The following is a 26,759-nucleotide window of genomic DNA, read 5'->3' as shown; positions in this document are numbered from 1 at the left end:
CCTTGCTTTTATCCACCGATTTGTCCTCTACGAGCCGCAAAGAGTTTTGTGCCATTTGGTCCACCTTTAGGTTATTGAAGCTACCGAGGCAATGAAGCCGCCGCAGGAGTTTTTGTACATGTTTTGTTCCGTATTTGCAAGACCGGGACAATGCATTGAAAAGAAACAGCTATTCGACTTTCGTTCGATTCCTGTTCACGGATGGGATCCACCGGTTCCTGAATACGGTGGCTGCCCCTAGAAATCTCCTCGGCGAGGCCCGGTCGATTCGCCCGCGGGCAAGACCAAGACGGTGTGGGGGACTTGGGATTTGCGCCCCCAGATGGCAAAGAGCCAACAGAATTTTCGGCCGAATGGTCAAACAGAGGAACATACATGACGGAAGCTGAGATTGCCGTCTTCGGCGGCGCGCATATCGACAGGCGCGGGCGCATATCGGGAACGACGGCGCCGGGATCGAGCAATCCGGGCACCTGGTTCGAAGAGGCTGGCGGCGGCGGCTTCAATGCGGCGCGCAATCTGGCGCGGCTTGGCCATGGCGTGCGCATGATCAGCACCCGTGGCGGCGATGCCGCCGGTGAGATGGTCACCGCAGCCGCCGCGGCAGCGGGCGTGATCGACAGTCCCCTCACCTTCCTCGACCGGCAGACACCGAGCTACACGGCGATCCTCGAAAACGACGGCAACCTCGTCATCGCGCTTGCCGACATGGATCTTTACCGGCTGTTTTCGCCGCGGCAGTTGCAGCGCCGCGCGCTGCGCGACGTTCTCGCCACCAGCAGGCTCGTGCTGACCGATGCCAATCTGCCGGAAGAGACGATCGCTGCCCTGGCGAAAACGTCGGCCGGTCACGGCTCCGTTGTCGCCGGCATCGCCGTTTCTCCAGCCAAGGTGATCCGCTACCGGCCATGCCTGAATGACCTTTCGTTTCTGTTCATGAACGAATCCGAGGCGCGCACGCTCACGGGCAGACAAGCGACGGAAGCGGCGGAATGGCCCGAGCTCCTGAGGCATGTCGGGCTCAGGGGCGGCGTGGTGACGCGCGGCGGTCGTGCGGTCGTCGCCTTCGAAGGCGAACGCAGCTGTGTCATCACCCCGCCGGCGTTGCCGGAACTCGCCGATGTCACGGGCGCCGGCGATGCTCTGGCCTCCGGCTTCCTCTCGGCCTACCTATCAGGACACGGCATCGCCGATTGCCTGCGGCACGGCATCGCAGCCGCCGGAATAACGTTGCGCTCTCCGCTTGCCGCGTCCGAAGAGATGTCCGCGGCCAATCTCGAACAGGCGCTCGCTCTTGTGCCCGCGTCCGAAATGCTGTCATGACAAAGGACAGCCGAACTCCCAAGGAAAGACCATGACCAAACCCGCTTCTCCCTTCCTGCCGATGGAATATTCCGACGAGGTCGCGGCCGCCAAGGCGCGTGGCGCGCCGATCGTGGCGCTGGAATCGACCATCATCACCCATGGCATGCCCTATCCGGGCAACCTGAACATGGCCCGCAGCGTCGAGGCGATCATCCGCGAACAGGGTGCCGTCCCGGCGACAATCGCCGTCATCCATGGCGTGCTGCACATCGGTCTTGACGATGCCAAGCTCGAGGAACTGGCGAAATCCGAGGGCGCGATGAAGGTCTCGCGCGCCGATCTCGCCTTTGCGATCGCCGAGCGCCGGACCGGCGCGACGACCGTTGCTGCGACGATGATTGCTGCCGCACGCGCCGGCATCCGCGTCTTTGCGACCGGCGGCATCGGCGGAGTGCATCGCGGCGCCGAGCTCTCCTTCGACATCTCCGCCGACCTCGACGAACTCTCCCGCACCGGCGTCATCGTCGTCTGCGCTGGCGCCAAGGCGATCCTCGACATCCCGAAGACGCTCGAAGTGCTCGAAACCCGCGGCGTTCCCGTCGTCACCTATGACAGCGAAATCTTCCCGGCCTTCTGGTCGCGCGACAGCGGCCTCAAGAGCCCGCTGATGCTGAACAGCCCGGCGGCGATCGCCAACTTCCAGAACATGCGCGACCAGCTCGGCGTCGAAGGCGGCATGCTGGTCGCCAATCCCGTGCCTGAGGCTGCCGAAATCCCGCGCGAGGAAATGGAGATCTACATTGCCCGCGCGCTCGACAACGCCGAGCAGGACGAGATCACCGGCAAGGCCGTCACGCCCTATCTTTTGAGCAACCTCTTCGAAATGACCGAAGGCCGCAGCCTCGAAACCAACATCGCGCTGGTCGAGAACAATGCCCGGCTTGCCGGCGAGATCGCGGTTGCGCTGAACGCGAAGTAACACCCGCTCTCGAGAAGACACAAAACAAAAGCCCGGAGCGCGTGCCCCGGGCTTTTTCATGCCTGCCTGTCTCTGGGCTATCTCACCGCCCCGGTCACCGGAAGCGTTTTCCATGCGTCAGCCGGGACGCACGGAGCGTTTAGGAGTCGAGCATCTCGCGCACCGAAACCGCCAGTTGCTTCAGCGAGAACGGCTTCGGCAGGAAGCCGAACTTGGCATCGGCCGGCAGATTGCGGGCAAAGGCGTCTTCGGCATAGCCCGAAACGAAGATGAACTTCAGGTCCGGGTATTTCTTCCTCAGTTCCGTCAGAAGCGTCGGCCCGTCCATTTCCGGCATCACCACGTCGGACACGACGATATCGACCGCGCCGTTGAGCTCGTCCATGATGTCGAGGGCCTCGACGCCGGACCCGGCTTCATAGACGGTATAGCCACGCGTTTCGAGCATGCGCTTGCCGCCACGCCGCACCGCCTCCTCGTCCTCGACGAGTAGGACCACGGCGGAATCGCCCGTCAGGTCGGTCGGTTCTTCGGCCTTCGCCGGTGTCGCGGCAACGGATGCCACCGGGGCGGGAGCAAGAGCGAGCAACGAGGTGGCGCCAGACTGCGCCGGCTCCTCGGCCGCAACCGGCACTTCGATATGGCGCGGCAGCAGGATGCGGAAGGTAGTGCCCTTGCCGACTTCCGATTCCGGGTAGATGTAGCCGCCCGATTGCTTGATGATGCCGTAGACCATCGACAGGCCGAGACCGGTGCCCTTGCCGACTTCCTTGGTGGTGAAGAAGGGCTCGAAGATCTTGTCGAGGATTTCGGGCGGGATGCCGGTGCCCTGGTCGGAAACTTCGACCATCACGAAATCTTCCTCCGGCAGCTCGCGCCGTCCGAAGGCGGCGACTTCCTGGGCCGGAAGGTTGCGCGTGCGCAGCGTGATCGTGCCGCCGCCCGGCATCGCATCGCGCGCGTTGACGGCGAGGTTCAACAGCACCTGCTCGAACTGCCCGAGGTCGGTGCGCACCGGCCAGAGGTCGCGGCCGTAGTCGACCTCCACCTTGACGTTGGTGCCGGTCATCCGGTCGACCAGCATGCGCAGGTCGCCGATAACATCGGTCATGTTGAGCACGGTCGGGCGCATGGTCTGCTTGCGCGAAAACGCCAGCAGTTGGCGCACGAGGACCGCCGCCCGGTTGGCGTTGCGCTTGATCTCCATGAGGTCGGCGAAGCTCGGATCGGCCGGACGCGCTGACAGCAACAGGTGATCGGACGAGAGCAGGATCGCGGTCAACACGTTGTTGAAATCGTGCGCGATGCCGCCGGCCAGCGTGCCGACGGCGTTCATCTTCTGCGTCTGCGCCATCTGGTTCTCGAGCGCCTTCTGCTCGGTGATCTCCAGCGCATAGATGATTGCCGCTTCCTCGGGCGCCTGGTCGGTCTGGTCGATCACGGCATTGACGTAGAAGCGGAAGTGGCGCTCGCCATCGGTCGGGTGCAGGGCGTCGATCGGCGCGATGTCGCCCTGTCGGTCCTTGGCGGCCGCCAGGGCCTCGTGCAGCCGGCCCTTTTCGGTCTCATGCACGACCGTTTCGATCAGTGCGCCGCGCTCGACGTCGTCCTGCGAGACGAGGTTGGAGAACAGTTTCAGGAACGGCGCGTTGGTGCGCAGGATCCGGCCGTTGCCGTCGACCGAGGCGATCGCCATCGGCGTGTTGTTGAAGAAGCGGGTGAAGCGCATGGCGGCGCTCGAGGCCGACTGCTCGTTGTCCTCGCCGCCCTCGCGCGACATGACGATGGTGCGGCTTTCGCCGGGCGCCCCGTCGCGGGTCGAGGAAACCCGATGGATCATGCGCACCGGCAGGCTCTGGCCGTTCAGCTTGCGCAGATCGAGGTCGAGCATCTTGGTCTTCTTCAGACCGGGCTCGGCCTGCACGGCCTGCACCAGCGTCAGTCCCTCGCCGGCGACGAGATCGCCGATGCTGATCGAACCGGGCTGGAACTTGGTGAGGTCGATGCCGAGCCAGTCGGCAAGCGTGGCGTTGATGTAGAAGATCTCGCCCTTGCGACCGGCCGAGAAGAAGCCGGCCGGCGCATGGTCGAGATAGTCGATCGCGTTCTGCAGCTCCTTGAAGAAGCGCTCCTGGTCGTCACGCTCGGCGGTGATATCGGCGATCTGCCAGAGGTAGAGCGGATTGCGCTCGCTGTCTTCGAGCGGCAGCACCCGCGCCTTCAGCCGGAACCAATGGGCGCCCGAACCGCTCGAGGCGCCGGTCGCCAGCGGCTTCAGCAGGCGGAACTCCTCATGCCCTTGCTTGCCCTCGTGCAGGCCGTTGGTCAGCCTGTAGATCGCCTCGGTTGCCTCGCGGTTGCGCGAAAGAATGGTCTCGAGCGACTGGATGCCGGCAGCGTTCTTCGCGCCGGTCAGGGCGCCGTAGGCGGCGTTGGCATAGACGATCCGGCCCTTGCGGTCGGTGACGATGGTGCCGTCTTCATGGGCGTCGAGAAAGGCGCGCGCCAGCTCGTCCGGTCGCGACTGCGGCATCACCTCGATGAAGCCGATGACGGAGGAAACGAGGAAGAAGATCCCGACCATGGCAAGGACGCCGAGAATGCCGAGAACGATCTCGTTTTCCATCTCGTTCTTGAAGATCACGAAGGCGATCGCAGATACGGTGAGCACGATCGCAAGCAGCACGATCCGCAGGACGGTTCCCGGCCTGACGCCGCGGTCAACAACCGGCATCTGGTAGTCGCCTGACTGCCGCAATTTCGTCATCGGATCCTCTTAGTGCAGCCGGCGCCGCGCGGACGCGGCCCAGCCCTTCCGGCCGGTATCCGCGCGATCCACCGGGCGAAATCGGGTCATCCCGACACGCCCTCGATCATTCGGACAAGAATCATCTTTAACAATCAGAGATAACAGCAAAAAGCACCTCTGCGGAAGCATTGCCGCATATTCACAGGGAATGTCGGCGAAGTGCTTGTCCGAACCTGAAAAAAGCCGTCAAATACTGCCACGCGGATGGCAAAAGGAGCTCACCCCATGATGGAAACGATCATCGCAGACAACGGCAGCCGGTTCGTCATCGCCGCCGCGGCCGTCGCGATCGGGCTTGTCTGCCTCGTGGCCGTGCTCTGGATCCTGCGCAACCGCCCCTCCTCGCCCTTCATCCGCGGCGGCAAGAACCGCCAGCCGCGCCTCGCCGTTCTCGACGCGGCCGCCGTCGACACAAGGCGCCGGCTCGTTCTCGTGCGGCGCGACGATGTCGAGCATCTGATCATGATCGGCGGGCCGACCGACATCGTCGTCGAGAGCCGGATCGTCGCTGGCGGAGAGCGGCCCGTCGCGCCCGAGCGCAAGGTGGTCGAGCCGGCGGTTGAAGCCCGGCCCGCAATCCGCGAAATCGCAGAGCGACCCGCACCGTCTGTTCAAGCCGATCCCGTCGCCGCGACGCCGGTCCGACCCATCGCGCGCAGCGAGGAACAGCCGGTCGCCCGCGTCGAGCCCGTCGCACCCACCCGCGCTGCTGCCGAACAACGCCCGGCGGTCGCACCCGCCCTTCCCGCAGAACAGCGCCCGATCGCGCGCCCGATTGCACAGCCCGCACCCGAGGTTACGTCCGTTTCCGCCGTTACAACGCCCCAGGTGAACCTCGATGTGGCCGTGAGCCGCCCGGCGCCATTGGCGCAGCCCGTGCAGCCGCAGCCTATACAGATGCAACCCGCACAGCTTCAGCGTCCGGCACCCCTTGTCCAGCCTCAGCCGGCAGCCGCCGCTCCGCTTTCCGACTTTGAACGCCTGCTCGACGCCGAGATCAGCGGCGACCTACAGCGCCTCGGCCCCGCGACGCCGGTCACGCCTCAGAACCGCGCGCCTGCCCAAGCCGGCCGCCAGGAGCCGACGCTGGGCGCGCCCGCGGCCGAAGGCGGTCACAAGGAACCGACGATCGAAGAGGAGATGAACCGCATGCTGGCAGACATCTCCGCCGGGCGGAAGCCGTAACGAACACGCAAAACTGACGACGCCCGTGGCATGCCGGCTCCCTGCGCCTGGCAGCGTCTTCGGGCATCGCCACGGTGGCAAGTTGCAGTTCTGAGCCCACGGCTTTGCGGCGAAGAGATGTTTTCGGCTCTACGATACGCTCGGGCAGTGGAACGGCACGCGGAAAACGGAAAAAGGCGCGGTTTGAGCCGCGCCTTTTTTTCAGACTGTTGCGAAAGCCCTGGAGCTTACTCGTCGCGATAGACCTTTTCCCGCCGCTCGTGACGCTCCTGCGCCTCGATGGAGAGTGTGGCGATCGGACGGGCGTCGAGCCGCTTCAGGCCGATCGGCTCGCCGGTTTCTTCGCAGTAACCGTAAGTGCCTTCGTCCAGTCGCTGCAGCGCCGCGTCTATTTTGGAGATCAGCTTGCGCTGACGGTCGCGGGCTCTCAGTTCGATTGCCCGGTCTGTTTCGGAAGAGGCCCTGTCTGCGAGATCCGGATGATTGGCGCTCTCCTCTGCCAAGTGATCCAGTGTCTCGCGTGCCTCGCGAAGGATGTCATTTTTCCAAGCGTTCAACTTGGCCCGGAAATACGCCCGGTGGGTGGCATTCATGAATTCTTCGTCCTCTGAAAGGATGAAGGTACTAAGATCGATCTTCTCACTCAACGCGATTCTCCTGAAGAACATCTCATTGCGGCGGTGTATAGACCTATGGAAGCCTTGATTCAAGCCTCTGAACAGACACTCAACCGTATTTTAATATTGCTCGCGATTCAGGCTAACTGACGAATATTTCATCAAAATTACAGTTCAGTTCTTGGTCTGCGAGACACTTCCCTGAGGTCGGCCATCTAAACCCGGCGTCTCTATGTGGGGATGCTTTTGCGCCATTTCCATGCCAAATTGCGACGGCGTCAAAGTGCAGCACCCTTCCAGCACCCGGCAATCCCCGAAAAAAAGCGCCTCGCTGCTTGATCTTTGCTGTGCGGGCGGGAAAAGGTGACTGTCCGTCGGGCGATGGCGCATAGCATTTCGCCGCGACCAGATTGAACCCTGTCGCTGCGACAGGCAGCTACCGGAACCGCTCGATGCAAGACAGCGCCCCCAAGGTCTTACGCCTCTTTCTTCTGCGGCATGCGCGTTCTGGTTGGGCCCTGCCCGGGCAGCGTGATTTCGACCGGGCGCTCGACGAGACCGGATACGTCGAAGCGGAAACGCTCGCCCAGATGGCGGCCGATCACGGCATTCGACCTGAGCGCATCCTGTGTTCGACGGCGGTCAGGTGTCGCGAGACGGCCGAGCCGTTCTTTCGCACCGTCAGCGAGGACCTCGATATCCGCTATATCGACGAACTCTATTCCGGGCCGACAAGCGTCTATTTCGACCTGATCGACGCCCACCGGCACTTAAGTTCCCTGATGCTCGTCGGACACAATCCGATGATCGAGCAACTGCTTTACCGCCTGATTGGTGACGATCAAGCACGAGAGGCCGTGCCGCATGGGTACCCGCCGGCGTGCCTCGCGGTTGTGGACCTCGCCGCCGCAGCCGGCACCGATGGCGCTGATGCCACATTGGTGTCGCTGCTCCTTCCGAACCAGTAGAAGAATTGCCCGCACACGCGTTGCGACGCCGAAAATATTGCCTATATCGCGGTGGCTGCCTGCGTGCGACAGTCCGGTCGAACGAAAGGCAGTCGAACGCCTACGGGCCGCACGCCGCAAGAAAGAGCGAGATTTGGCGCCTAACCTGACCAGCTTCAAAGACGACGCTCTGATTGCGCTCGACAATCTCACGGACCGGGCCTCCGGTCTCGTCAACCCCTCCATCCGGCTCGGCGTCACCGGCCTGTCGCGGGCCGGAAAGACCGTTTTCATCTCGTCCCTGGTACACAACCTCTTGAACGGCGGACGGTTGCCGGTGTTCGAGCCCGTCCGTTCGGGACGCGTCTCGAAGGTCCGCCTCGAACCGCAGCCCGACGACGCCGTGCCGCGCTTTCAGTATGAGGAACACATCGCCGCGCTGGTGCGCGATCGCATCTGGCCCGATTCCACCCGCGCCATTTCACAGCTTCGCATCACGCTCGATTTCGAAAGCGCCAGCGGCTGGAACCGCCTGTTTTCACCGGGACGGCTTTCGCTCGACATCGTCGACTATCCCGGCGAATGGCTGCTCGACCTGCCGCTTCTGGCGCAGGACTTCCGCCAGTTCAGCAACAATGCGGTCGCCCGTGCCCGCGCGTCGGCGCGCGCGCCGCTTTCGGCCGACTGGCTGACGCTTGCAGCCTCTGCCGGATCGACGGCCGTTGCCGACGAGGCAAGCGCCCGGCGGCTGGCCGAAAGCTTCACCGACTACCTGAAGGCGTGCAAGGCGGACGAGCGCTCGCCGTCGACCCTGCCGCCGGGCCGTTTCCTGATGCCGGGCGACCTCGAAGGTTCGCCGGCACTGACCTTTTCGCCGCTTCCCGACCTTCCCGACGGCCGTGCGCCGAAGGGATCGCTCTGGGCAATGATGGAGCGACGTTACGAGGCCTACAAGAAACACGTCGTCAGCCCCTTCTTCCGCGAGCATTTCGCCCGTCTCGACCGCCAGATCGTGCTGATCGACGCGCTTCAGGCGATCAACAACGGGCCGGAGGCGCTGCTGGATCTGGAGCAGGCGCTTGCAGATGTGCTTGCCTGCTTTCGCGCCGGAACCAACAGCTGGCTGTCGTCCTTCCTGACGCGCCGGATCGACAAGGTGCTGATCGCCGCGACCAAGGCCGACCATCTCCACCATGAAAGCCACGACCGGCTGGAGCGCATCGCCGCGCGTCTGGTCGAGCGCGCCGCCGCCAGCATCGGCGTCAGCGGTGCGGGTCTGGAGGTCATGGCGCTTGCATCCGTCAGGGCGACCCGCGAGGCGACCGTCAATCATGATGGCCACGCGCTGCCTGTCATTGTCGGCACGCCGATATCAGGCGAGAAGATCAACGGCGAGCTCTTCGACGGCGAGAAGAAAACTGCTATATTTCCCGGTGACTTGCCGGAAAATCCTGAAGTGCTTTTCAAGGCGATCGAGGCCGGGACCGGCGCGACGGCGTTCGACGAGAGCGTCCGCCTGCCAGAGCTGAGCTTCGTGCGCTTCCGGCCACCGCATCTGGAGGAAACCGGTGGCGGCCTGAAACTGTCGGTGCCGCACATCCGGCTTGATCGGGCGATGCAATTTCTGTTCGGAGACCGGCTGGCATGAGCGACGACACAAACGGCCGCGGCCGCCGTCCGGGCGCCTTCTCGGTTCAGGAGGACAAGCTCGACCAGCCTCCAGTCCAGCCGCGCGTTGCACGTACGCCGGCAAGCTTCGACGACAACGTGGTGATGACGCCTGACGCCGACGACCCGTTTCGTGAGACGACGCTTGCCGTTGAAACGCTCGCCCTGCCGGAAGCAAGTCCGCGCAAGCGTCGCCTGTCGTTCGGCAAGGTGGCGCTCGGCGCGTTCGGTGTCATCCTTTCACTCTCTGCCGGCCTCTGGGTCGACCGCCTCCTTCGCGACCTCTTCACCCGCGCCGACTGGCTTGGTTATACGGCGCTTGCCGTCGTCGGGATTGGCCTGCTGGCGCTGTTGATCGTTGTTGGCCGCGAACTCTCGGGGCTGATGCAGCTGACCGCGATCCAGAAGTTGAAATCCGAAACCGAGACTGCGGCCGCGTCGGCAAACAGCAAGCTGGCGCGGGCGGCGCAGACAAAACTGGTGCACCTGCTGGCCACCAATCCGAAAACGGCGCGCGGCCGAACGCGGCTGAAGGAGAGCGAGGGCGAGATCATCGATGGTCCGCACCTGATCGAACTGACCGAGCGCGAGTTGCTGAGCCCGCTCGATCGCGAAGCGCGCCGCCTCATTCTGGCCGCGTCCAAGCGTGTGTCGATCGTGACCGCCGTCAGCCCGCGCGCCCTCGTCGATCTCGGTTACGTGCTCTACGAAAGCGCGCGCCTGATCCGCGCCATGGCCGAGCTTTACGGCGGGCGCCCCGGCACGCTCGGCCTGTTGCGGCTGATGCGTGATGTCATCGCCCATCTTGCCGTCACCGGCTCGATCGCCGCCGGCGACAGCCTGATCCAGCAGGTGCTTGGTCACGGTCTCGCTTCGAAGCTCTCGGCCCGGCTCGGAGAAGGCGTGATCAACGGCCTGATGACGGCGCGCATCGGCATCGCCGCGATGGACCTTTGCCGCCCCATGCCGTTTCGGGCGCTCAAGCGTCCGGGCATTGGTGACTTTCTCGCCGATCTCAGCCCCGCCGCCGGGCGCGCTGCGGGTGAGAGCCTCGATAAGTAGCGACATCAGATCCCGGCATACCAGTCGTAGCCGAGATCTTCCCAATAGCCGCCACGCCCTCGCCCGAAAGGTGAAAGGTCGGAGACGACTTCGATCGCCCGGATATACTTCGCCATCTTGTAGCCAAGTTGGCGTTCGACGCGCAGGCGCAGCGGCGCGCCATTGGAAACCGGCAGTGCCGATCCGTTCAGGCCGTAGGCAAGGATCGTCTGGGGGTGGCGCGCGTCGATCATGTCGATCGATTCGTAATAGGCCGTCGAGCCGGACAGGCCGAGCGACATTTCGTCGAAGCAATGGAACACGACGTAGCGTGCGCCGCTCCTCACCTGTGCGGCGGCCAGCACCTGTGCAAGCGGCACGCCGGTCCACCTGGCGATGCAGCTCCAGCCCTCGACGCAGTCATGGCGCGTGATCTGGGTGCGAGACGGCATGTTTCGCAAGTTGTCGAGCGTCAGGCTGATCGGTCGCTCCACGAGGCCCGAAACCGAGAGCCGATAATCGGCAAACGCCCCGTCCTTCAGAGCGAGATAGGCAGGGTCGGTCGGGTCGGTCGAACCGTTCGGCCGCTGCCCTTGTCTGATCTCGCTCTCTGAAAACTCCGGCGCCAACCGGTCCGCCGGGATCAGCAGCCGCTGCACGCGGTAGGTCAGGGTGTTGGCAGAGGCGATCATGCCGCGCACCGGATCGCCGCCCGCAAGCAAGGGGTCGAGTGCGTCGCAGCCGGCAAGCGGCGCGGCCGAGAGCGCCGTCGCGGCGCCCCTCAGAAAATGGCGGCGACTGACGAGCAAGCGGTTCATGACACTCTCCCTTCCTCGTCTCGACTGTCGACCCGATAGCGTCCGGTGATCATCGACCGCATCTCGTTGATCGGGCCGGCCGCAAACACCATGAAGAGGTGCACGACAAAGAAGCCGACGAGCAGGAGCATGACGACGAAGTGGATCGTGCGCGCCGTCTGCCGGCCACCGAAGAGATCGAGAAGCCAGGGCCAAGCGGCGTTCATGCCCGGCGACATCGTCAGGCCGGTGAGGATCATCAGCGGAAAAAGCAGGAGCAGAACGACAGCATAGGTCAGCTTCTGCAGGCTGTTGTAGCGTCCGCTGTGATCGAAGCGGAAGCACAGATGCTCGATCAGGGTGCGAGGCAGCGTGCGGATATCCCCCCAGCCGGGAAGAACGTCGCGGCGCAGGTGCCCGTTGATCAGGCTCGTGACGAGCCAGGCGGCGTAGACCGCCGCAAAGATCCAGGCGAAGAAGAAATGGACGACGCGACCGGATGCCAGATCCTGATAGGACGGGATGGTCATCCAGGCTGGGAAGGCCCGGTAGTCCCGCCCCTCTTCCGGCCCGCTGACGCCGAGCACGCCTGTCGTATCGAAGCTATGTCCGAGAACCGTCGTTCGACCACGGACATCGCCGTTCCCGTCGCGAATCGGTACGATCGAAAAGACGCTGTTGTCGAAGTCGAAACCGGATTGCTGGCCGAGATAGAGTTCCGGATGCGCGTTGAAGATCTGCAAGCCGCTCATGAGAAGGAAGAACAGCGCAGCAGCCCAGGCCCAGTGGGTCAGGCGCGTGGCCAGCCTGTGCCTGCGGATCGTCGACTTCGGTAGCGGCGCCGAGCGCGCCGTGTCGCCTTCATGTCCTGTGGTCGCCATGGGAAATCTCCGCTTTCCCATGGTTATACGTAGGGCGGCGCCCATGAGTTTCAGCCCCGATGCCGACGAAGCTGGGGACGGTCGAGCGGGCGCCGAAAACCCTGTGGGCGATCGCCATTCCGGTCACAAAGAAGCCTTGAAGCAGACCCTCTGGAAACCGTCCATTAACCATTTGCGCGCAAATGTGGCTTTCAGTTTCGCACGTTGACCCATCAAGGATCGTTTATGTTCTCGCGCCCTTCTTTGATCGCTCGCGGCGCTGCCGCCTTTGCGCTTGCAGCTGCCGTCGGCATTGCGACGCCGGCCTTTTCCGGCAGCAAGGACAAAGCCTTCTTCGAGAGGGTCGCTGGTCAGTGGAAGGGCCCGGGCGAAATCGTCGCCGGCAAGTACAAGGGCACCAAGTTCACCTGCGATCTCTCCGGAGAGCCGGTCGCCGGTGACGACACGGGCATCAAGCTCGACGGCTTCTGCCGCGTTGGCGTCTTCAAGCAACCGATGTCGGCGCTGATCACCCAGAAGGGCAACACCTACACCGGAAAGTTCCTCGATGGCGCCGAGGGCAAGGGTCTTGATATTGTCTCGGGCAACGTCGCCAAGGACAAGGTGGTCGTCGGCATCAACCGCAAGAAGCTGAACGGTGCCATGATCGCCCGCCTCCAGGACGACAAGACCATGAACATCACCATCTCGGTCAAGGTCGACGAAACGATGGTGCCGGTCATCGGCGTCAGCCTCAACCGTCAGATCGACACGATCGCGGTCGGTTCGATCAAGTAGTTTCCAGCGAGGATTGAAGCAACAAAGGCCCGGTGTCGACCGGGGCTTTGTCGTTTCAGACGCAATGATCTTCGAGGCACTCAGCCTTCGGCGCGCCACCAGTTGCCATCGCCGTCGGCGACCTCGATGCCGGCAACATCCGCCTCCTCAAGCCAGGCGCCGACCGGACGGCCGCAAACCATGAGGTCCGGGGCAAAATCGGCAAGCGGCATCAGTACAAAGCCCCGCTCGGTCATGCGGGGATGCGGCAGTTCGAGCCGACCGGCGGCCTGGCTCACGCCCTCGAACGTCAGCACGTCGATATCCAGCGTGCGTGGGCCCCAGCGTTCGTCGCGCACGCGCTTCATCGATCGCTCGATATCGAGGCCGGCGTCGAGCAGCGCCTCGGGTTCAAGCGTCGTTTCGACCTTGGCGCAGGCATTGTAGAACCAGGCCTGGTCCGTCTTGCCCCAGGGTGGCGTACGATAGAGCCGCGAGACCGCGAGGACGGCGCAATCCGCCCGGGCGTCAAGCTGGCGAAGCGCTTCGGCCATCGAACGCCTGGGATCGCCGAGATTGCCGCCGAGCCCGAGGGTGGCCTGCCGCCAGATCGCCTCAGACGACATGTTCGACCGTGACCTCGACATAGTCGAGAACGCCCGGAACCGGCGCGTTCGGCTTGCGAATCGAGACCTTTGCCCGTTTGATCTGCGGGAAGCGCACGCACAGCGTCTTGGCGACTTCCAGCGCCAGGGCCTCGATGAGGTAGCGGCGGCGGCCGGTGACGATGCGCTCGATCTCCTGAAAGGCGATCCCGTAGTGAACCGTGTCCTCGATCGAATCGTCGACCAGTGCCGTTCCCTGCGCGACTTCAAGCTCGGCGTCGACGAAGAAACGCTGCCCGAGCAGTTCCTCCTCGTCGAAGACGCCGTGGCGCGCGAAGAAAGCGCAGTTCTTGAGGGTGATGATATAGGTCGCGCTCATGCTTGTCCGTCCCGTCGATTTCTGGGTCACGCTGAGGGACGAATCCGCCCTCGTTCGTGCGCCAAACTGGTTCTTGCAGCGAAGGTGATACGGGCGGCCAACCGCCCACACGATTCCTCATCCCGCCTTGGCGTTCAGCATAGCATCCGCCATTGCCAGCGCATCCTTGCTGTTTGCGACATCGTGTACGCGGAAAATGGAGGCCCCGGCGGCGCGCAACAGCGCCGTCGTTGCCGCCGTTGCCACATCCCGCTTGCCGGCGTCGCGGCCGCTCACCGCTCCGACGAAACGCTTGCGCGACGTTCCGACCAGGAACGGCAGCTCGAAGCGATGCAGCTCGGCAAAGCGCGCCATGAGCTCGATGTTCTCATCGGTGTCCTTGGCAAAGCCGAAACCCGGATCGAGCACGATACGATCTCTTGCCACGCCGGCTGCCGCTGCGATCGCCAGGGATTTGTCGAGGAAGTGGAACTGGTCCTCGATCACGTCGGCGCGCTTCTGTCGGTCGCGTCCCGTGTGCATGATGCAAAGGCCAGCGCCGGTCTCGGCGGCGACCTTGGCAATGTCGGGTTCGCGCTGCAGCCCATGCACGTCGTTGACAATATGGGCACCCGCCTCGACGGCAAGGCGGGCCGTCGAGGCCCTGTATGTATCGACCGAAATCAGCGCATCGGTGTCACGCGAAAGCGCGGAAATCACCGGCAGGATCCGCGCCTGCTCCTCCTCGGCGCTGACGGCGGCGGCATCCGGCCGCGTCGATTCCCCGCCGATATCGAGGATCAGGGCCCCCTCCTCCAGGCATCGCACCCCTTGCGCGACGGCTGCGACGGCATCGATGAAGCGGCCGCCGTCGGAAAAAGAATCCGGGGTAACATTGACGATCGCCATCAAAACGCCATGCGGTCCGAGTTCGAGGCTGCGGCCATGGGAAAGCTTCCAGCTAAATTTCTGAAATGGATTGTAAGTCATTTTCCCTCACGATCCGCATCGGGCCCGGAGCTGCCGTTTTGCTGTTGCACCGGCGCTGGCTATGCCCCAAGCTTGATTGAAGTTCAACCAAAGAGAACCACGCATTGATGTCCCGAGTACGCGTCCCGTTCAAAGTCGCCCTTCTTGCTCTCCTGGTCGCCACGCCGCTCGGTGCGGCATCGGGCGAAACCGTGGTCAACAAGAGCTTCTCCTATTTCTCGATCGGTGGACGCACGGCCGAGGAGCTGGACAAGGCCCTGTCTGCGAGCGGGCCGCTGATGAAGTCGACCGGTGCCCGGCATCCCGGCGCGACCCGCATCAAGTTCGGCGGCTCGATCACCTATGTCAGCCGCGGCGGACGCTGTGCCGTCGGTTCGGCGCGCGTGACCCTCAGCACCCGCATCATTTTGCCGCGCTGGAAATATCGCCCCCAGGCCGGGCGCGACCTGGCGCTCGTATGGGATACGCTGTCGAGCGACATCAAGCGGCACGAGGAGCGCCACGCCGAAATCGCCCGCAACCACGCGCGGCGAATGGAAAAGATGTTCCTCGCCCTGAAGCCGCAAGCGGATTGTGAAGAAATGCAGGCAAGTGTCGCCCGCGCAAGCGCAACTGCGATCGAGGCCCATGACAAGGACCAGGCGCGTTTCGACCGCACCGAGGCCGCCAACTTCGACAAGCGCATGATCCGGCTTCTGCAATATCGACTGGAAACGCTGAAAAAAGCGCAACAGTAGGTAGCAGCCCGAATTCCCAATAGAACAAGCTGACTATAGTCGTTCCGAGGTTGAATTCGGCGGCTATACCCACAGTATTTTATTGGTGAAATATAACCATGGCTGCAAGCCTGCGACTCATCTATATTCAAATCATGGAGAGAGGGGCCGGAATGAAGTCTTGCCCCACTGATTTGACAGGTTAAGCGCGACACTGCAGTGGCGCGAGAAGCTTAAAATGTTGCCGTTACTTTGATTTGCGCGATGTTGTTCAGGCAAAAGAAGATGCCGAGCGACGAAGCCAAAATGGGTTCTCCTGGCGTGTCTTGGTGCAGCAGATGTTCCCTCCCTCATCTGTTTGCGATGCGCCCTCCTCGCCTCGCTCGTCGAACGACCAGCGAGGCACTTTTTTGTGGCACGTAGCGTGGGATGAGAGGGCTTGCCGCCAGGCCCGTGTCAGGCCTGCCGCTCCGGCACATGCACGACGAGACCGTCCAGTGCATCGCTCATCTTGATCTGACAGGACAGACGCGACGTCGGCCGCACATCGTAGGCAAAGTCCAGCATGTCTTCTTCCATCGCTTCCGGAGCGCCGACGACAGCCGCCCAGGCGTCGTCGACATAGACATGACAGGTCGCGCAGGCGCAGGCGCCGCCGCATTCGGCTTCAATACCGGGAACCGAATTGCGGACGGCATTTTCCATGACCGTCGAGCCGTTCTCGACCTCAAGTTCGTGGCGCGCGCCATCAAAGGCAACGATGTTAAGTTTTGTCATGTCTCTTTCCGGAATGAACTGATGGGTTGGCCAGGGCGCGCAATCTCCTGAGAAGGAGCGCCGCCGAGGCGCAAATTCAGGGAAAGTTCTTCCAACAAAACCGCGGGCCAGTCAACAACACCCGTTACCTGGCCCCGAATGACCGGCGACGCCGGCTGCGAAAGCGACGCCTCGTCTTGAGATAAAGGGCGGAAGCGGCTCGTGCGTCCCCTTCCGCCTCAGGGTCTAGCGGCAGAGCTTGAGGATGAAGAGTTCGGCCTCGAGAACGGCGGCCGAGAGTTTTTCGAGGTGGGACGCATCGGAGGGCCGCTGTTCGATATCGCCAGCGACGCTTGCGACATCGACCGCACCGACGGCAAGGGCTGCGCCCTTCAGGCGATGCGCCGCCTGGGCGCGCACGATGTCTTCGCTCTCGACAATTTCCTTGAGGACCTGGCGCGCCTGGCGCGCAAAGAGTTGCAGCACTTCGATTTCAAGCGCTTTGTCACCCATCGTCTGAACGGCGAGGTGGGCGAAGTCGATCGGCTTCCTGCCTGACACAGAAGAGTTGCCCGGGCTATCCGGGGCTTCGAAGGCAATCCTGAGGGCCGCCATGAGCCAAATTCCCTATTGTTTGTTTGATGTTGGCTTGGTTTCCGGAGCGCCGACTTCGGCGCCGTCCCGGCACCCGCACGTATCAAGATGTCCATCATCGGCGGGCGCGTGCAGCTATTGGCCTAAAACCGGGCGCAATATAGGCAGGATTCTCGGGAAATGGTTAACGGCCGTTAAACCTGCTGATTTCCTTGTCTTTTCCGCCTTTCGGAGCGTTAAGGCATTAAGAATTCATTAGGATTTTAATCAACCCCAAGCGCTCATAATTGTAAGAACCCAGCTAATGTGTCACTACGATACGCTTAGGAACGTGCCTGCGTACGAAAATGGCAACCGTTCCGGTGGATAAGGTCAACGCGTGGTCCCTTTCGGCCACAAATGCGACTATCCGTCGAGGCAATGCAGTGGGTGATCAGTAGGGTATTGCGTAGATCCGATGCGCGTATCTTGCCGTCACCGCCCATGAAGGAGAAGCCGCCTGCCCGCTACGGGACGAGGTGTTGCTCCTTTATCGTGGGCAAGAGGTAATGAGGCGTATCCCTATGGCGACGAAAAAGAGCAATGAGTCGATCGACGAAAAGGCTTTCCAGGCTCTGGAAGCAGCCCTGAAGATCGATTTCGACGAGCTTGTATCGAGCCCGAATGACAAGACTTCCTTGGATGATCCGGAGGAAAATGTGTCTCAGCCCACCAATCAGGCGGCAACGCCCGATGAGAATAAGAAGGCGCGGTCCCAGGCAGAGCAGTCCCGCGGGGCACGTGCTGCCGAAGCGGCCAGGACGCTCGCTCCCGAACCCGCGCCCAAGTCCCCGTCCCTTTCCGCCGCCAATGACGACGGCCGCCGCTCGCCGGCTGCGATGCTGCGCGCGCTTGACGTTCGCTCCAATCGCGCCGCGATCCGCGTTGCCGCGCTGGTGTCCGTCATCTGGGCGGTTGCCGGTCTTGGCGTTGCCAACCTGCTTTACGGGCCCGAGATCTGGCAGATCCGCTCGCTGAGCGACCTCTCGGCCACCCCCGGCGCCATCGGCGTCGCGATCGGCATTGTGCTGCCGATCATGCTGTTCTTCTGCTTTGCCATCATGATTGCCCGCGCGCAGGAACTGCGCAACGCGGCGCGCTCGATGGCGGAAGTCGCCCTCAGGCTTGCCGAACCGGAAACGGCGGCCGCCGACCGCGTCATGACCGTCGGCCAGGCCGTGCGGCGCGAAGTTTCGGCTATGAACGAAGGCATCGAGCGCACGATCGCCCGCGCCACCGAGCTCGAAACGCTCGTGCATTCCGAAGTCAACGCTCTGGAGCGCAGCTACAGCGAGAACGAATTGCGCGTGCGCACGCTGGTCCAGGAGCTGGGCCTCGAACGCGAAGCCATTATCGGCCATTCGGAGCGCGTCCGCTCCGCCATTGCCGGCGCCCATGGCAAGCTGAAGGATGACCTGGAGCAGGCAAGCGAGGACATCGCCTCGCGCATCGCCATCTCCGGCGAAGCCTTCGCCTCGCTGATCGATACCCGTGCAGCCGCTCTCAGCGAAAAATCCGACAGCGCGCTGCAGTCGATCGGCAACATGCTTTCGACCCGCACCGACACCCTTCTTTCCGGCCTGACGGCTGCCGGCCTCGGCCTCAGCACCGAATTCGATACACGCCTCGACCAGCTGAGCGAAACGCTGACGAAGCGCGGCGAAGATCTGCTCAGCCAGTTCGAAACGCGCGCCTCGTCGCTGGACGCCAGCACCGAGAAGCTGAATGCGGCGCTCAACGAACGCGCCCGCCAGCTGAACGAGACGCTGATTGCCCGTACCCGTGACTTGAACGAGAGCCTGAGCGTCGGCCAGCATGCCATCGTCGGCGGCCTCGACAACGTGCTGACCTCGCTCAACGCCACGCTCGACGAAAAGGGTGCGAGCTTCCGCCAGAGCCTGCGCTCGAGCGCCGACGACGCGATCATGGATCTCGACCTGCGCGGCGGCTTCTTCGAAGAGAAGCTGCAGACGACGGTGGGACAGCTCGCGACTGCCTTCGACGAGCGCTTCCACGAGTTCGCCTCGGCCTTCGACAAGCGTGCGAGCCTGCTCGACACCAAGCTGATGGAAAGCCTGCATCGCATCAACGAGACCGTTTCCGGCGGCTCGGAGGCAATCGGCGGCGCGCTCGACGGCAGCATCGAAAAGATCGGCTCGGCGCTCTCCGACCAGTCGCTGACGCTGGCAACCGCGCTTGGCGCAACCCAGGACTTTATCGAGGAAACGATCGCCAGCCGCACCTCGGAACTCGGCACCATGATCGGCGACGCGCACAGCCGCATCGACGCCGTGCTGTCCGAAAAGACCAGCGGCCTCATGGGCGCCCTCACCCAGGCGCAGGACCGTATCGAAAACGGCTTCGGCCAGCGTGCGGATGCGCTTTCGAACGCGCTGACAACGAGTGAACAGCGCCTGACCGAAGGTCTGGACAGCCGCACGGCCGCCTTCGTCGATGGCCTGCATGCAGCCCACACCCGCATCGAACAGACGCTCAGCGGCTCGACCGACGAGATCACCAGCGCGATTGCCGCAAGCCAGCACCGTCTCGACAATACGCTGTCTGAACGCACCCTTGCCCTGTCGACGATCCTGTCGATGGGCGCGGATTCGATCGACACCGCCGTCAGCGGTACGGCCGACCGGCTGGAGCGGGTGCTTTCCGAACGCGGCGAAGCGATTTCCGACGCGCTCACCACGCAGACGACGGCGCTGGACGGCGTGCTCGCCGAACGCGCTGCCGCCATCACCTCGACCATGTCGTCGCGTGCCAACGAGATGGCCAATACGCTGAGCCGCCACGCAGAAGACGTGGCCGACAGCCTGACCTTCCGCGCAACGGCCGTTGCCGAGACGATGACCGACCGCGTCGGCGACATCGAGCAGAAGCTGTCCGAGAGCGTGACGGCGATTGCCGAGAACCTTGGCGGCCGCGTCAGCCTGATCTCCGATACGCTCACCCAGACGAGCGCCCGCATCGCCGAGGACCTGAGCGGCCGCGTCAACAAGATCTCCGATACGCTGACCGAAACCAGCGCCCACATCGCCGACGCCCTGACCGCCCGCACCACCGAAGCGACGGCATCGCTCGCCGGCAAGGCCGCCGAGATCGAGCAGACGCTGTCGGGCCGTGCCGAGCACCTGCGCGACACCTTGTCTTCGACCCACGAGCAGATCCGCGCGACGCTCGACGACCGTATCAACGCCATCAACCTTGCCGTCGGCCAGGGTCGCGACCAGCTCGAAGGCATGCTCGCCGACCAGTCGACCGCGATCGCAACCACCCTCGCCACCAGCGCCAGCATGCTGGAAATGTCGCTCGAAGAGCGCCAGTCCGCGCTTGCCGGCGCCATCGACCGCAGTGGCGAAACGCTCGACACGCGCATGCGCTCGACCACCGGTCACATTGCCGAGCGCCTGGCCGAAACTGCCAGCCAGATCAGCCTTGCAGCCGACAGCCTGACCAACCGCGTCGACCTGTCGATCAACGGCCTCAATGACCGCCTCGACGACACTGGCCTCAGAATCGAAACCAGCCTTGGTGCGCTTGAAGAGCGCATGCGCGAGAGCGCCGGCAACATCGGCTCGATCGTCGACGAAACAGGCATGCACATCGAGACCCGCGTCGGCGTGCTCGAGGACCGCATCCGCGGTACGGTCGGGAACGTCGGAACGGTTGTCGACGACACCGGCGCCCGCATCGAGAGCAATCTCGGCGCGCTCGAAAATCGCATTCGCGGCAGCGTCGCCAATGTCGGCTCCGTCGTCGACGATGCGGCGGCACGTGTCGAAGGTGGCCTCAATGCGCTGGAAGACCGCATCCGCGGCAGCGTCAGCAGCGTCAACGCCGTTGTCGGCGACACCGGCACGCTGATCGAGGGCAGCCTCGGCGTCCTCCAGGACCGCATCCGCGGCAGTGTCCAGGATGTCAACACGCTCGTCGACGATACCGGCCTGCGTCTTGAAGTGAGCCTCAGCTCGCTTGAAGACCGGGTGCGCGACAGCGTCGGCAGCGTCAACCAGATCGTCGACGGCGCCGGCCAGCGGATCGCCGACAGCCTCGGCGAACGTGCCGGTGAGATCGACCGCCTGAGCGAAGTGGCGGCAAGCCGCATCTCCGGTGCCATCGAAGCCGGTGCGGATCATATTGCCGAGCGCCTCGGCACGATGGACCGCGCACTCAATATCGGTCTCGAAAACGTCAACCGCACCCTCGAAGGCAAGGCGGCCGTTCTCGTCACCAACCTGCGGGGCGCCGTCAGTGCGGCAACACAGGATATCGACGCGGAAGCCGACCGCCTGGAAGGCAAGACCTCCGACATCGTCGCCAACCTGCGCAGCGCAGTCGGCGGCGTGGCCGAGGACTTCGACGCTGAAGCCGTGCGCCTCGAGGACAAGGCAGCCGGTCTCGCAAGCACGCTTCGCAGCGCCGTCGGTGATGTCGCGCAGGAACTCGACGCCGAAACGGTGCGCATGGAAGACAAGGCCGCCGGCCTCGTCAACACGCTTCGCAGCGCCGTTGGCAATGTCGCGCAGGAGCTCGACGCCGAAACGCTGCGCATGGAAGACAAGGCCGCTGGCCTCGTCAACACGCTTCGTGGCGCCATCAGCGACGCGGCGCAGGAGATCGACGCCGAAGCCGCACGCTCGGCCGGCCTCCTGTCACAGGCAGGTGATGATTTCGCTTCGGCGCTTGCCGCGCGTCAGGCTGAATTTGCCAACACCATCGACCAAACGGCAGCAGCGACCGCCGCCCGCCATGCGGAGCTGGCAAGCACGATCGAGCAGAAAGCGGCCGCAACGGCCGTGCGCCATGCCGACCTTGCTCGCTCCATCGCGGATGCGGCGGATGCGGCAACGGCGCGGCTTGCCGCTACCCACAGCCAGATCGCCAGCCATGCGGACAATATCCACCAGGGGCTCACCAATACCGAGAAGGCTCTGGAGGCCCGCGGCGACGCGATCCGCAATACGCTCGACGAGCGCACCCGGGAGCTGAACTCGATGCTCGCCGGCCGTTCGCAGGAACTGTCGCGCCTGATCGACGAACAGGCCCGCCCGGTCATCGATCAGTATGCCGCAACCGGTCGCGAAGCGGCCGAGCGAATCGCCGCCGTGACCCAGGAAAGCACCGATCGCCTGCGTGCGGAAAATGCGGCCCTGGTCAACGCGATTGCCGAGCGCACCGGCGAGACGCTGAACGCGATCTCGCACCGTGCCGAAGAGACGGCAAAGGCGATGAAGATGGTCGAAAACCGTCTGCAGTCGACCGCCATGGGCCTGATCGACCAACTCGCCAACAACAACGCTGCGATTGCGACGGTCATCGACCAGGCGAGCAGCAATCTCGGAGAAATGGACCAGCGCCTGGAAACGACGATCGCCCGCGTGTCGGATACGACCCGCCAGGCCTCCGACATGCTGTCGACCTCGACCCGCCTGATCGAAGGCAAGGTCGACAAGCTCTCTGACATCTCGGCCTCGACGCTCTCCCAGATCGGCGGCATCGTCGGCCGCTTCGAGGACCACTCGCGGGTTCTCGGCCAGGCGTCCGACCTGCTCGGCGCCGCCCAGTCGAACCTCGTCAGCACGCTCGAGGAACGCCAGGACGCGCTTCGCACCCTGTCGGTCGGCCTTGTGCAGCGCTCGGAAGAGATCGAAAGCACGATGCGTGCGCTCGAAGGCTTCGTCGACGGCGCCTTCCAGCGCGCCGAAGAACGCTCCGGTCTTGTTGCCGGCAATCTGCGCAGCGGCATCCAGCAGTCCTTCTCGGACGTTGGTCGCCTGCTGACCAATGCAGAGCAACGGGCCGCCGAAGCGGCGGAAGCCATGCGCAACACCCTTGCCCAGGCGGGCGACACGGCCGGCGCATCGGTCGAGCAGGTGTTCAGTCGCGCCGAAGAGCGCTCGCGCCAGATCGCCGATACGCTGCGCTCCGGCGTGGAAACCTCGTTCGCCGACGTCAACAAGACACTGACCTCGGTCGAGGGCCGTGCCCTCGGTGCGTCGGAAGCGCTGCGCCAGGCGATCGCCAAGGTCGGCGAGGATGCCGGCGCGTCGATCGAAGGCGCCTTTGCCAACGCCGAGGAACGCTCCAAGGAAGTGGCATCGCGTCTGCGCGGCAGCGTCGCAGCCTCGGTCTCCGATATCGAGCGCATGCTGGCCGAAAGCGGCAAGAAGTCCGATGGCGTCTCCGCCCAGCTGCGCGATGCGGTTCGCGTCGCGATCGACGAGGCGATCGGCCGCTTCAGCGGCGCGACGGACGAGATTCGTCGCTCGGCCGGCGAGATCCGCAAGGAACTCGACATGACCCGCGAGGAACTGAAGCGCGGCGCCTTCGACCTGCCGGAAGAAGCCAAGGAAAATGCCGCCGTCATGCGTCGCGCCGTCGGCGAGCAGATCAAGGCACTGCAGGAACTGTCCGACATCATCGGCAAGTCCTCGACGCAGCTCGAAGTCGCCCAGCCGCTGCGCCAGCAGCCGGCCGCAACTCCGGTCGCCCGTCCGGTGCAACAGCAACAGCCGGCAGTCGTCCAGCAGCCGGCACCTCAGCCGCAGCCGGCACCTCAGCCGCAGCCGGTCGCGCAGCCGCAACCTGTCGCCCAACAGCCTGCAATTCAGCAGTCTGTCGCCCAGCAGCCGGTTGCCCAGCAGCCGGTTGTAGAGCAGCCGCGCCGCCAGGAGCCGGCCCAGGCGCTGCGTGGCAGCCTCGGCCTCGACCAGGCCACGGTTCGCCAGCCGGCGCCGAGCCAGGCGGTAACGAACGAGGTCGCCGAAGGTGGTGGCTGGATGCGTGACCTGTTGCGCGCCGCTTCGCGCGAAGAAGCACCCTCGCCCGCGCCGCAGCGCCCGGCGGAAGCCCAGCCTGTGGCCCGCGCTGGCGACAGCCGCAATCCGCGTCACGTGGTCGAGTCGCTGAACTCCCTGTCGGTCGATATCGCCCGCGCCATCGATCACGATGCCTCGGTCGACCTGTGGCGCCGCTACCAGCGCGGCGAGCGCGACGTCTTCACCCGTCGCCTCTACACGCTGAAGGGTCAACAGACCTTCGACGAGATCAAGCGCAAGTACGACCGCGAGCCGGAGTTCCGCACCGCCGTCGACCGCTACATCTCCGACTTCGAAAAGCTGCTCGCCGATGTCGCCCGCAACGATCCGGACAAGCGCATCACCCAGACCTACCTGACGTCGGACACCGGCAAGGTCTACACGATGCTCGCCCACGCCGCCGGCCGCTTCAACTAAGCGACGTCGAACAGAGAACAACGAAAACGGCCCCGTCTCGCGACGGGGCCGTTTTCGTTTGGACGGGAGTTTGAGAAGAGAAATGGCCGGCCGGCTCGACTCTGAGCGAGAGCAGATGCGCTACTGTGACCGGCGCAAATTGCGTGGACTGCTACTTCAACGGTGGCGGGGGCGCACGGTCGAGCGGTCGTTTTTACAACCGCGCGACTGATTGCCTCCGCTATTTTCGCAGCTGCGCGCCGGACGTCATGACCAGCGCACAGCCGAGGGAACCCGACGTTACACGCGTTCCGCTCTTGCCATTCTTCTGAACCCGGCTCAGCGCAACGGCGAACAACCGCCGACATCGGCCGCCTTGACCCGGCCGGCCTGGAGGTCTTTCAGATAGGGCTTGTTCGGGTCCGCTCCGCCGATCGCCTCGTCATAGGTGGCGCGATTGGTCTTCAGCATCCGCCCGGCGGCCGTAAAGCTCACCATTTCCTTCTTGTTGACATAGGCCGAGGCGACATTCATCCGGCAGAAGAACGTCTTCTCGCCATTTGCAACGACCCAGCCCCAGGCGCCAGACTTGCCTCGGGAGAGCTTACCGGTGGAATAGCCCTGCTTGGCGAGCGTGGTATAGCTTTCCGCAAGGGCCACGCCGGGAACAAGGGCAAGGACGATTACCGCGGCCGCAGCCAGAGCCATATCTTTGAATGAAGTCGTCATTGGTGTTCAATCCACGGAGAATGGAGACAGCGCTCTTCCGGCGCCGCATTCACAACCTCAATACGCAAAACTGCTTAGTGCGCGCCAGGACATTGAATGGCGCGTTTGAGGCGACGAGACTATCGTCCTAGCCAAGACGCCCCGCTTGTTGGAAAGCGTGCAAGCCAAGGGTGTGCCAATGAGAACAGCGCCGCAACCGATTGAAATCCGCATCTGGTCTGCCGAATGGGCGGGGCAGTTTGAAGCCAAGGCCAGCACCATCCGGAGTGCGTTGGGCGAGCATGCAGCGCGCATAGACCATGTAGGCTCGACGGCCATTGAAGGACTGGACGCAAAGCCCATTATCGACATTCAGATCTCGGTGACCGATCTGCAATCCATCGACCTCCTGGCGGAGCGGCTGGCGACGGTTGGGTACGTGTGGCGGCGATTGAACCCTGACCTTACGAAACGTTACTTCCGCGAGGCGCCAGGCACTGAGCGCACCCACATCCACGTGCGTGGTCTTGGAAGCTGGAGCGAACAATGGACCTTGCTGTTTCGGGACTACATGCGTGCCCACGTGCACGAGCACGCGCCCTTGGCAGAGATCAAGCGCGGCTTGGCGAGGCAATATCGGGACGACCGGGCGGCTTACACCGAGGCCAAGTCCGACCACCTCTGGGCCATCATGCGGCGTGCCGATCGCTGGGCAGCCCAAACCGGCTGGCGGCCGGGACCGTCCGACGCTTAAGTGATGCTCCGCCTCCACCGACACCCTTGCAAAACAAGGCGGGGTTCGACCGGCTCTCTCGCTCGCCCCAGCACTGCGACCTTCGCCAAACGCAAAAAAAGCCCCGGGCGAACCCGGGGCCTTTTCATTTGGATCTCGATCCGGGCCGGCTCAAGCCAGCTGCCGATCAATGTTCCTTGTTGGCGTAGACCGACTTCTTGGTGAGGTAGATCAGGCCGGTGAAGATCAGCAGGAACACCATGACCATGAAGCCGGTGCGCTTGCGCTCTTCCAGGTGCGGCTCGGCTGCCCACATCAGGAATGCGGCGACGTCCTTGGAGTACTGGTCGACGTTCTGCGGCGTGCCATCGTCATAGGTGACCTGGTCGTCGGAGATCGGCTTGGCCATTGCGAGTGCAGCGGCGTTGGCAAAGTACGGGTTGTAATGCGTGCCTTCTGCGACTTCCACGCCCTGCGGCGGATCCTGGTAGCCCGTGATCAGCGCATGGATGTAGTCCGGGCCACCTTCCTGGTAGGGCCAGAACATGTCGAAGATGAACTGCGGGAAGCCGCGCTCGATGCCGCGTGCCTTGGCAATCAGCGAGAAGTCCGGCGGAGCTGCACCGTTGTTGGATGCCGCAGCCGCTTCCTTGTTCGCGTAAGGCGACGGGAAGTGATCGGACGCAACCGCCTTGCGGGTGAACATCTCGCCATCGGCGTTCGGGCCGTCCTGAACTTCGTAGTTGGCCGCGAAAGCCTTGACCTGTGCTTCCGAGTAACCGAGGCCTTCGAGCGTGCGGAAGGACACCAGGTTCATCGAATGGCAGGCCGAACAGACTTCGGTGTAGACCTTCAGGCCGCGCTGCAGCTGGCCCTTGTCATAGTGACCGAACGGGCCGGCAAAGCTCCATTCCTGCTGTTCCGGCTTGTGGATCGGATAGTGGGGCGTACCGCCGCCATGCTCCTCGCCGCCCTTGGCCTCTTCGGCAACAGCCGCACCGAGACCGAGACCAGCGACGACAGCGAGTGACAGAATGCCTGTAACAAGCTTT

At 63.8% G+C, this 26,759-nt stretch carries 21 protein-coding genes; 10 read left to right on the top strand and 11 right to left on the bottom strand.

Annotated elements, in window-relative coordinates:
- Positions 1 to 375 precede the first annotated feature (375 nt).
- Positions 376 to 1,323, top strand: a complete 948-nt coding sequence (locus VGO12_RS23415) for a carbohydrate kinase family protein (RefSeq protein WP_327515132.1) — start codon at positions 376 to 378, stop codon at positions 1,321 to 1,323.
- A gap of 31 nt (positions 1,324 to 1,354) precedes the next feature.
- On the top strand, positions 1,355 to 2,284 hold the full coding sequence (locus VGO12_RS23410) for a pseudouridine-5'-phosphate glycosidase (protein WP_327515131.1): 930 nt from the start codon (positions 1,355 to 1,357) through the stop codon (positions 2,282 to 2,284).
- A gap of 139 nt (positions 2,285 to 2,423) precedes the next feature.
- Here VGO12_RS23410 and cckA read toward each other — a convergent pair whose 3' ends face one another.
- Positions 2,424 to 5,051 carry a cell cycle histidine kinase CckA gene (gene cckA, locus VGO12_RS23405; protein ID WP_327515130.1) on the bottom strand — a complete coding sequence of 876 codons (2,628 nt, stop codon included), beginning with the start codon at positions 5,049 to 5,051 and terminating at the stop codon, positions 2,424 to 2,426.
- 267 nt (positions 5,052 to 5,318) lie between these two features.
- Here cckA and VGO12_RS23400 point away from each other — a divergent pair, with 267 nt between their 5' ends.
- A complete protein-coding gene (locus VGO12_RS23400; protein WP_327515129.1) occupies positions 5,319 to 6,278 on the top strand; it encodes a histidine kinase in 960 nt (319 codons plus the stop codon).
- A gap of 227 nt (positions 6,279 to 6,505) precedes the next feature.
- Here VGO12_RS23400 and dksA read toward each other — a convergent pair whose 3' ends face one another.
- A complete protein-coding gene (gene dksA, locus VGO12_RS23395) occupies positions 6,506 to 6,925 on the bottom strand; it encodes an RNA polymerase-binding protein DksA (protein ID WP_327515128.1) in 420 nt (139 codons plus the stop codon).
- Positions 6,926 to 7,347: 422 nt separating this feature from the next.
- On the opposite strand from dksA, the gene VGO12_RS23390 reads away from it, so the two are divergent.
- From VGO12_RS23390 to VGO12_RS23380, 3 genes are all read left to right on the top strand, one after another.
- The gene (locus VGO12_RS23390; protein WP_327515127.1) at positions 7,348 to 7,863 is read left to right on the top strand and encodes a histidine phosphatase family protein; all 516 of its coding nucleotides are present in this window, start codon (positions 7,348 to 7,350) and stop codon (positions 7,861 to 7,863) included.
- A gap of 133 nt (positions 7,864 to 7,996) precedes the next feature.
- Complete coding sequence (locus VGO12_RS23385; RefSeq protein WP_327515126.1) at positions 7,997 to 9,490, top strand: YcjX family protein; 1,494 nt, start codon at positions 7,997 to 7,999, stop codon at positions 9,488 to 9,490.
- Positions 9,487 to 10,572, top strand: a complete 1,086-nt coding sequence (locus VGO12_RS23380) for a TIGR01620 family protein (RefSeq protein ID WP_327515125.1) — start codon at positions 9,487 to 9,489, stop codon at positions 10,570 to 10,572. Before VGO12_RS23385 ends, VGO12_RS23380 begins: the two co-directional genes overlap by 4 nt.
- A gap of 5 nt (positions 10,573 to 10,577) precedes the next feature.
- Here the strand turns inward: VGO12_RS23380 and VGO12_RS23375 are convergent, their stop codons facing one another.
- Positions 10,578 to 11,369, bottom strand: a complete 792-nt coding sequence (locus VGO12_RS23375; protein WP_327515124.1) for a molybdopterin-binding protein — start codon at positions 11,367 to 11,369, stop codon at positions 10,578 to 10,580.
- Positions 11,366 to 12,229, bottom strand: a complete 864-nt coding sequence (locus tag VGO12_RS23370; RefSeq protein ID WP_327515123.1) for a cytochrome b/b6 domain-containing protein — start codon at positions 12,227 to 12,229, stop codon at positions 11,366 to 11,368. Before VGO12_RS23370 ends, VGO12_RS23375 begins: the two co-directional genes overlap by 4 nt.
- A gap of 225 nt (positions 12,230 to 12,454) precedes the next feature.
- Here VGO12_RS23370 and VGO12_RS23365 point away from each other — a divergent pair, with 225 nt between their 5' ends.
- On the top strand, positions 12,455 to 13,006 hold the full coding sequence (locus VGO12_RS23365; RefSeq protein WP_327515122.1) for a hypothetical protein: 552 nt from the start codon (positions 12,455 to 12,457) through the stop codon (positions 13,004 to 13,006).
- 80 nt (positions 13,007 to 13,086) lie between these two features.
- Here VGO12_RS23365 and folK read toward each other — a convergent pair whose 3' ends face one another.
- The 3 genes from folK to folP form a co-directional block, all read right to left on the bottom strand.
- Positions 13,087 to 13,611 (bottom strand): 2-amino-4-hydroxy-6-hydroxymethyldihydropteridine diphosphokinase, encoded by a 525-nt coding sequence (gene folK / locus VGO12_RS23360; RefSeq protein ID WP_327515121.1) that lies wholly within the window; start codon positions 13,609 to 13,611, stop codon positions 13,087 to 13,089.
- Positions 13,601 to 13,969, bottom strand: a complete 369-nt coding sequence (gene folB / locus VGO12_RS23355) for a dihydroneopterin aldolase (RefSeq protein ID WP_327515120.1) — start codon at positions 13,967 to 13,969, stop codon at positions 13,601 to 13,603. The genes folK and folB overlap by 11 nt, the downstream gene beginning before the upstream one ends.
- Before the next feature lie 117 nt (positions 13,970 to 14,086).
- Complete coding sequence (folP, locus tag VGO12_RS23350; RefSeq protein WP_327515119.1) at positions 14,087 to 14,938, bottom strand: dihydropteroate synthase; 852 nt, start codon at positions 14,936 to 14,938, stop codon at positions 14,087 to 14,089.
- Between the two features lie 107 nt (positions 14,939 to 15,045).
- On the opposite strand from folP, the gene VGO12_RS23345 reads away from it, so the two are divergent.
- Positions 15,046 to 15,675 carry a DUF922 domain-containing Zn-dependent protease gene (locus VGO12_RS23345; protein WP_327515118.1) on the top strand — a complete coding sequence of 210 codons (630 nt, stop codon included), beginning with the start codon at positions 15,046 to 15,048 and terminating at the stop codon, positions 15,673 to 15,675.
- Between the two features lie 435 nt (positions 15,676 to 16,110).
- On the opposite strand, the gene VGO12_RS23340 is transcribed toward VGO12_RS23345, so the two are convergent.
- On the bottom strand, positions 16,111 to 16,431 hold the full coding sequence (locus VGO12_RS23340; RefSeq protein WP_327515117.1) for a 2Fe-2S iron-sulfur cluster-binding protein: 321 nt from the start codon (positions 16,429 to 16,431) through the stop codon (positions 16,111 to 16,113).
- A 225-nt stretch (positions 16,432 to 16,656) separates the two neighbouring features.
- A complete protein-coding gene (locus VGO12_RS23335; protein WP_327515116.1) occupies positions 16,657 to 17,025 on the bottom strand; it encodes an Hpt domain-containing protein in 369 nt (122 codons plus the stop codon).
- Between the two features lie 542 nt (positions 17,026 to 17,567).
- On the opposite strand from VGO12_RS23335, the gene VGO12_RS23330 reads away from it, so the two are divergent.
- Positions 17,568 to 24,287: a kinesin gene (locus VGO12_RS23330; protein WP_327515115.1), complete on the top strand. Its 6,720-nt coding sequence runs from the start codon at positions 17,568 to 17,570 to the stop codon at positions 24,285 to 24,287.
- 318 nt (positions 24,288 to 24,605) lie between these two features.
- Here VGO12_RS23330 and VGO12_RS23325 read toward each other — a convergent pair whose 3' ends face one another.
- Positions 24,606 to 24,995 carry a hypothetical protein gene (locus VGO12_RS23325; protein WP_327515114.1) on the bottom strand — a complete coding sequence of 130 codons (390 nt, stop codon included), beginning with the start codon at positions 24,993 to 24,995 and terminating at the stop codon, positions 24,606 to 24,608.
- Positions 24,996 to 25,173: 178 nt separating this feature from the next.
- On the opposite strand from VGO12_RS23325, the gene VGO12_RS23320 reads away from it, so the two are divergent.
- Positions 25,174 to 25,728, top strand: a complete 555-nt coding sequence (locus tag VGO12_RS23320; RefSeq protein WP_327515113.1) for a GrpB family protein — start codon at positions 25,174 to 25,176, stop codon at positions 25,726 to 25,728.
- Between the two features lie 166 nt (positions 25,729 to 25,894).
- Here the strand turns inward: VGO12_RS23320 and VGO12_RS23315 are convergent.
- Positions 25,895 to 26,759 (bottom strand): cytochrome c1 (locus VGO12_RS23315; protein ID WP_327515112.1); only part of this gene is annotated, 865 nt, incomplete at its 5' end.

The organism is Ensifer sp., assembly GCF_035999135.1.
Classification (GTDB): domain Bacteria; phylum Pseudomonadota; class Alphaproteobacteria; order Rhizobiales; family Rhizobiaceae; genus Ensifer.
This window is presented reverse-complemented; position numbering and strand designations above follow the sequence as displayed.